Below are 6,655 nucleotides of genomic sequence, written 5' to 3' on the forward strand. Positions count from 1 at the left end.
TTATTTTAGCGGAGAGTTTCCGCAAATCTTACTCATTACTCGGGTTTTTATGGCAATTTATTGCTCTGTGCCACTGCGAATACCTAGACTAATGTCACAGGGCTTTCTATCTTGGGCAGATTTTTTTGTAAAACTTACTCGATCGCACGTCGAACTGCTGATATCCTTAAAAGTATCTACCTTGTTGACTGCATCCTGCAACCGTAGAATGAAGTTTTATTAAGCGATCGCCCGATAAATAAGAATGTTAGAAACATCCAAGCCTTCCCTGCGCGACCAACAGCACTACCTTATCCGCGAATTAGCCGATCGGATAGAATCAGTATGGCGTCGGTATCTCGACCTCGAACCCTACCACCTCCCCGCTGAGTTGGGATACGTGGAAGGGCGGCTGGAAGGAGAAAAACTGATCATAGAAAATCGCTGCTATCAAACTCCCCAATTCCGCAAAATACACCTGGAACTGGCTAAAGTCGGGCCGCTGCTGGATATCCTCCACTGCGTGATGTTTCCCAGACCGAATTATGCTTTGCCGATGTTCGGCACAGACATCGTAGCAGGCAAAGGTCAAATTAGCGCGGCGATCGCAGACCTTTCTCCCCTCAATCCCGATCGAACTTTGTCGGAAACCTACCGCACTCGACTGCAAACTTTGCCCGTCAACCAGTTTTCTTGTCCCCGCCAAATTCCCGAATGGGGCGATATTTTCTCAGAGTTTTGCCTGTTTGTGCGCCCCGATTCACAGGAAGAAGAAAGCCGATTTCTAGACATAGTTGAATCCTACGTCGAAATTCACTGCAAACTCGCAGTCGCTTCGGAACCAGTTTCTGTAGCCGAAGAAGCAAAAATTCTCGACGCTCAAATTTACTACTGCACCCAGCAGCAGCAAAACGACAAAACCCGCCGCGTACTCGAAAAAGCTTTCGGTCAAGATTGGGCAGAACATTACATGACCGAGGTGCTGTTTGATTACCCTAAATAGCTAAAATCTGTTTACAATACTTCATACTTGGTTGGCAACTCCCCGCTCTCTCAAAGACGGGGAAAAATTCTTGAACAATTCCCCAATTCCCCAATCCCCGAATCATCCAATCTCCTAATCTAAAATCTAAAATCTAAAATCTAACTTGTACCCGATTTTTCGCTCGAAATGCGATAGAAGACGGCCACCTCGCACAAGACACACAAACACCCGCTGCAACTGACGTTCTTTCAGCACAATAATTGTAATTTCCTTCAACTTATTTCCGAGATCCGGGACGTTTTGCTCCTACCTTTGCAGGGCTTTTCGATCCACCTTTTGCTGAACTTTTAGAACTACTTTTAGCATTTTTCTGACCCTTAGCTCCTGCCAACTGGCTCTCATTTTCATTGGCCGGTCTGCCGGCAGGCGTTCTCGTAGTCCTAAAGGTAACATTCACCCCTTCATTCGACTGTTCCAACACCAACATCGGCGTCGGCTTCGCTTTTTGATCCCATTCAATGTGAACGATGCGACCTTGAATAGTCGGCTGCCAACTATCATGGTCATCTGAAGGACTCAGATAAGTTTCCAAACAATCAATAATTTGATTAATTGTCGCCGATGTTGCCTGAGTCGGCAGTTTCATCAGCTTAATTTGAATCCGAAACAGCACTCGTCTTTCTATTTTTACGGCTGGATCGCCAGTTTCGTATTCGATATCAAACATCGAATCTACTTGCCTGCCACTGCCAGCAGTCCCGTTTTTATCTCCTACTGCACTCTGAGTCGGGCGCAGGGCAATACTAATTTTGTCTTTGACTTTTACTTTAATCTGGTTGACAATGGCAAAGTGAAAGACTTCTTCCGCCATCCGCATTCTCAGGTAGTCTAAATTAAAGTCTCGCGAGTGAATGAGGTCGGGGTTTTTTTCCATCTTTGATATGGTTTCCAGAGCCATTTTGTATTTTTTCTGGAGTTCTCTATTTCTAAACTCTTCAAATTTGAGCTTCTTACTCAAATCATCTAGTCTTAGCTTGGTAAATACCGCTAAACCGAGCAGCAATAATAACAGTAATCCCGACGCTCCCATCAAGATTTGGTCGGGGGACGGAGATCCTGGTTTAGCCTGTTTAGGTTTGGGAGAGGCTACTGCCAACCTTGATTCTACAAGGATGATTTGGGTTGACATGGGCTTTTAAAGGGTAAATTTTGACGCTATATTTATACAGGATTCCAGAGTAGAGCTGGCAGTATAACTCGATCGACTAACATTGACATCATTCCACCACCATCTTGGTATAACTGGATTGCTACAACTCGAACAGGCACCCTCTAATTAATACTTTATCTTTAACTGCAAGCAGGTTTCCGAAATATCGGAAAATCCCGCGCTGGCACTGGCAAAAAGAAATGGTGAATAGTCTGTGATAGATTATACCAATATAGGTCAAAAAAAAATTGTTCCGCAGCCTCCGTTTCTAGAAAAAGAAAAATAAGTACACATAAATCAATACTAACTCTCTCCAGCGATCGCCAAAAACACTTCTAGAGAACAACCGATCGAGAAGCGGACTCTCCTATCGGGTGCTAATTACTACTGTTCGATCGCTCCCGCCCTGCCAGCTCACCGGGCGGCTGGCTGCCAGAGTAGAGCGATCGTGCGATCGAACAACGTGTCCTTAGCTAAGATTACAGCTAATACCACAAATATTCGATCGTGACCTACGAACCCCTGCATCACAAGTATCGCCCTCAGACATTTGCCGAATTAGTCGGTCAAGAGGCGATCGCCCAAACCCTCACCAGCGCCATCCTGCAACAGCGCATAGCACCAGCATATCTATTCACCGGCCCCAGAGGCACCGGTAAAACCTCTAGTGCTAGAATCTTCGCCAAATCCCTCAACTGTATTTCTACCGGCGCCCCTACCCCGACACCCTGCGGCAAATGCAACGTTTGTCAAGAAATTGCCCGAGGTTCCACACTAGATGTCATCGAAATTGACGCCGCCAGCAACACCGGAGTAGACAACATTCGGGACTTGATCGAAAGAGCCCAATTTGCCCCCGTACAATGTCGCTATAAAGTATATGTAATCGACGAATGTTTGAGCGGTGATTCTCAAGTACAAACTAGCGAAGGTTTGATGCGGATCGACAATCCCAACATCAAAGGAAAACAAGTTCTCAGCTATAACGAAAGTTCAGAATTGTGGGAATTTAAAAAAGTTTTGAGGTGGTTAGATCGAGGTAAAAAACAAACACTTTTGATTAAAACCGCCAACCGAGAAATTAGATGTACCAGCAATCATCCAATCAGGACACAACAGGGATGGATACTAGCAAAAGACCTAAAAGAAGGAATGAAGATACTATCCCCTGTGAATGTGGGTGCGGCACCGTCATTTACAAATTTGGGACAGATGGACGCTTGCGGAGATTTGCCAGAAGACATCAATTTTACGGGAATACCTACGGACAAAAATCCTACGACATTGCCTCTATTCTCGAACAGGCTCAAGCCCTCCGACCTATCTGTCCGTGTGGCTGTGGAGAACAACTTGAAATACCAAACTTTTTGCAAAAAAAAGGCAAAGGAATTAATACCATTCAGTCTTATTGGCAGCGACATCCATACAATAAAGGACATGGAATTTGGGAGGCAAGAACCGAAAAGTTCTTGGCAAATTCCGACCTTTACATACACATGGGCGCTGAAACCAGTAGAAAATGGGTGTCAAACTTTAAACAGTATGCAATCCCTACAATGGATTACAAGTTCGGAGATGGTCGAATCTGTAAAAGTCGCTGGCATTGAGAGGGTTTATGATATTGAAGTAGAAGACAATCACAACTTTGTGGCAAATGGACTCTGTACGCATAACTGCCATATGTTAACTGTTGCCTCGTTCAATGCCCTTTTAAAAACCTTAGAAGAACCGCCAGATCGCGTTGTATTCGTCCTCGCCACAACCGACCCCCAAAGAGTATTGCCAACCATCATCTCTCGGTGCCAAAAATTTGACTTCCGCCGGATTCCCCTAGACTCAATGACCGCCCACTTGCATAAAATCGCCCAATTAGAAAATATCAATATTGCCAGCGATGCAGTACAAATGGTTGCTCAAATCGCCCAAGGAGGACTGCGAGATGCAGAAAGTTTGCTAGACCAACTCAGCTTATTTTCCGGTCAAATAACCGTCGAAAAAGTTTGGGATTTAGTCGGCGCCGTCCCAGAAAATGACTTAATGGAACTGCTAGAAGCTATTGATACAGATAACGCTACAGCATTAATAGATATGACCCGCCACCTCATGGATCGCGGACGGGAACCACTAATCGTGCTGCAAAGCCTCGCCAGCTTTTACCGAGATTTGCTCATAGCCAAATCAGCACCGAAACGGTCTGATTTAGTAGCTTTAACAGCCGGAACTTGGGAAAAACTTTGCACTTTTGCACAGACTTGGAATGCCGAGTTAATTTTAGCAAGTCAGAAACACTTGCAAACCCACGAAGTACAAATTAAAAACACGACTCAGCCGCGACTGTGGCTGGAAGTAACGCTATTGGGATTGTTGCCTTCAGCCATTAGAACTCAGCCACAACCAGCAGGTAAACAAGCGGAAATAGTTGCTTCCCCACAAATTCACCCCCCCCAGTCCAGGGCGGGCACGGGGGCACCGCCCCTACAATCGGGGGGGAGCCAGACAGCTCCTATTGAACAATCTTCTGTTCTCAATTCGCCAAATATTGCGCCAACTTCGCAACCTGTTGTCGATCGCACAGACAGCACACCTTCCGCACCAATTCCCCCATCTATACCAACTGCTGAAACGAGTCAAACCAATTATTCGCCGACTAATTCAGGCGATGACATGGATTTAAATAGAGTGTGGGAAAATGTACTTACCAAAGTGCAACCGTTCAGCACTCAAGTCCTGCTTCGCCAACACGGAAATCTAGTAGTTTTTACTAATAATACTGCCTATATTAAGATCCGAGCACCGAAGCTGCTCAATACAGCTAAAGACAAAGTAGCTAATATTGAAGAAGCTTTTTTACAAGTTTTTAACCGTCGAGTAGCAGTAAAAGTTGGATTGACAAATCCCGCTGCAACTAATAGTTCTCACACCCAAGATTTGCCAGATTCTAACGAACGTGTTCCTGAAACTCCTCGGAATCCTCCTGCTGCGATCGATCGCAATCAACAGGTGGAGCAATCGGGTAATTCTGAGATTGCAGGTAATTTTTTGGGGGACGGGGAAGAAGAGCAAAAACACTCTTGGGCGGATGAAAATACTGCTACTAATGTGCCAAATGTTTCTGAACCGTTGCGGCAGATCAACACTTCTACAGACTCTCATAATGAGTTCAATGCTCAGGCTGTAGCGGTGCGTGATGACGCGCGAAATGTCGCGAATACGAGCAGGCAATGGGCTGATATGTTTGACGCGGAAGTAGTCGATTTGTCGGATGATTTAGAGATTTGGGAGTCGGAAATTTTTAGATTGGAATCTGAGCCGGATTTTCCTGAGTTATCTTCTGAGGTTGATGAAGATGATTTCATCGATTGGTAATTGGGGAATTGGGAATTGGGCATTGGCTTGACATACAGCATATTCCATGTTTATGAAGTACATTTCCAATTATGGCTCCCCAATCAGCGTAAAGGCTGCCCAGTCTTTTGGTTTTGGGTGCTGTGCCATCGTCTTGAGCATCGCTTGGCGCAGAGCTTGGGCTTTGTCGGGATTTTGCTGCATCTGCTGGTAAAATTCTGTCATTAGATCGGCGGTAGGGGCATCGGGAACCGACCACAGGGAAACGATGACACTGGGAACGCCAGCGGAAATAATTGAGCGTGATAGACCGATTACCCCATCTCCGGTAATTCTCCCCTGACCTGTTTTGCAGGCACTCAATACCACTAACTCGGCATTTAATTTTAGACCAAATATTTCTTCTGCCGTCAGGAACCCATTATCCCCAGCCGAAGGGGCGAGGGCGATTGAACTCCCAATCCCATTTTGGTCATCTAGTATCCCATGCGTTGCCAGATGAATGATTCGGGCTTGAGATAGTTGAGGCAAAATTGCTGCTTTCGTGGCTTGGTTGCCAATTAGGGGCTGAGTGCCGAAGATTGTGGCGATCGCTTCAGCTTCAGTTTTCGCGTTGGGTAAAGGACTGAGAGCTTCAGATTTTCCAGGTAAGGTAGGCATGGTGGGATTGCCTGCAATCAGCACTTGGGTAGCTTTACCTGGAACTTGTTGGCGGCGTTTGTGAGTGGTATCGAGGACTTGAATTGCAGGGGCGGTCAGAATAGTGTGTTTTTCGATTAGGTAGTGACCTTCGGGATCTTGCAAAGCAGCGAAGGGAACTAAAAATAGAGAATCCTGGGGAATGAAGACAACGTGGGCATTGGGGTCTTGAGGGAGTTCGTTTGCGATCGGGGCGATCAGCAGATTATAAAGTTTATTAGAAGACCTACAAACGTTGTTAGGATTTCGTGGTACAGGCTGAATAATGGTCTCACGAGTGGCTTTTATGCAATTTTCTAATGAAGTATTAGAGCCCACATTCCGCAGATATTCGATCGGATTTAATTTTCAAAAAGATCATAATTTTTAAAACCTCAAATGGTTGTATAGCAATCATTTGAGGTTTTTTTAAGGTATAATAATTAGTGGCAGTATAG

General features: G+C 45.3%; 4 protein-coding genes. 2 read left to right on the forward strand and 2 right to left on the reverse strand.

Features of this window, described 5'->3' with window-relative positions; genetic code table 11:
- Positions 1-244: 244 nt before the first annotated feature.
- Positions 245-982 (forward strand): phycocyanobilin:ferredoxin oxidoreductase, encoded by a 738-nt coding sequence (locus QZ918_RS10350; RefSeq protein WP_293155731.1) that lies wholly within the window; start codon positions 245-247, stop codon positions 980-982.
- A gap of 259 nt (positions 983-1,241) precedes the next feature.
- Here QZ918_RS10350 and QZ918_RS10355 read toward each other — a convergent pair whose 3' ends face one another.
- Positions 1,242-2,153: a hypothetical protein gene (locus QZ918_RS10355; protein WP_293334259.1), complete on the reverse strand. Its 912-nt coding sequence runs from the start codon at positions 2,151-2,153 to the stop codon at positions 1,242-1,244.
- Positions 2,154-2,681: 528 nt separating this feature from the next.
- On the opposite strand from QZ918_RS10355, the gene dnaX reads away from it, so the two are divergent.
- A complete protein-coding gene (gene dnaX / locus QZ918_RS10360) occupies positions 2,682-5,540 on the forward strand; it encodes a DNA polymerase III subunit gamma/tau (RefSeq protein WP_293334262.1) in 2,859 nt (952 codons plus the stop codon).
- Between the two features lie 69 nt (positions 5,541-5,609).
- Here dnaX and QZ918_RS10365 read toward each other — a convergent pair whose 3' ends face one another.
- A complete protein-coding gene (locus QZ918_RS10365; RefSeq protein WP_367275304.1) occupies positions 5,610-6,536 on the reverse strand; it encodes a CHAT domain-containing protein in 927 nt (308 codons plus the stop codon).
- Between the last annotated feature and the right edge of the window lie 119 nt (positions 6,537-6,655).

The organism is Microcoleus sp. CAWBG58 (assembly GCF_020883045.1).
Lineage (GTDB): Bacteria > Cyanobacteriota > Cyanobacteriia > Cyanobacteriales > Microcoleaceae > Microcoleus.

Coding starts and splice junctions, on each gene's coding strand:
- QZ918_RS10350 (WP_293155731.1), top strand. CDS start 245: ATGTTAGAAACATCCAAGCCTTCCCTGCGCGACCAACAGCACTACCTT.
- QZ918_RS10355 (WP_293334259.1), bottom strand. CDS start 2,153: ATGTCAACCCAAATCATCCTTGTAGAATCAAGGTTGGCAGTAGCCTCT.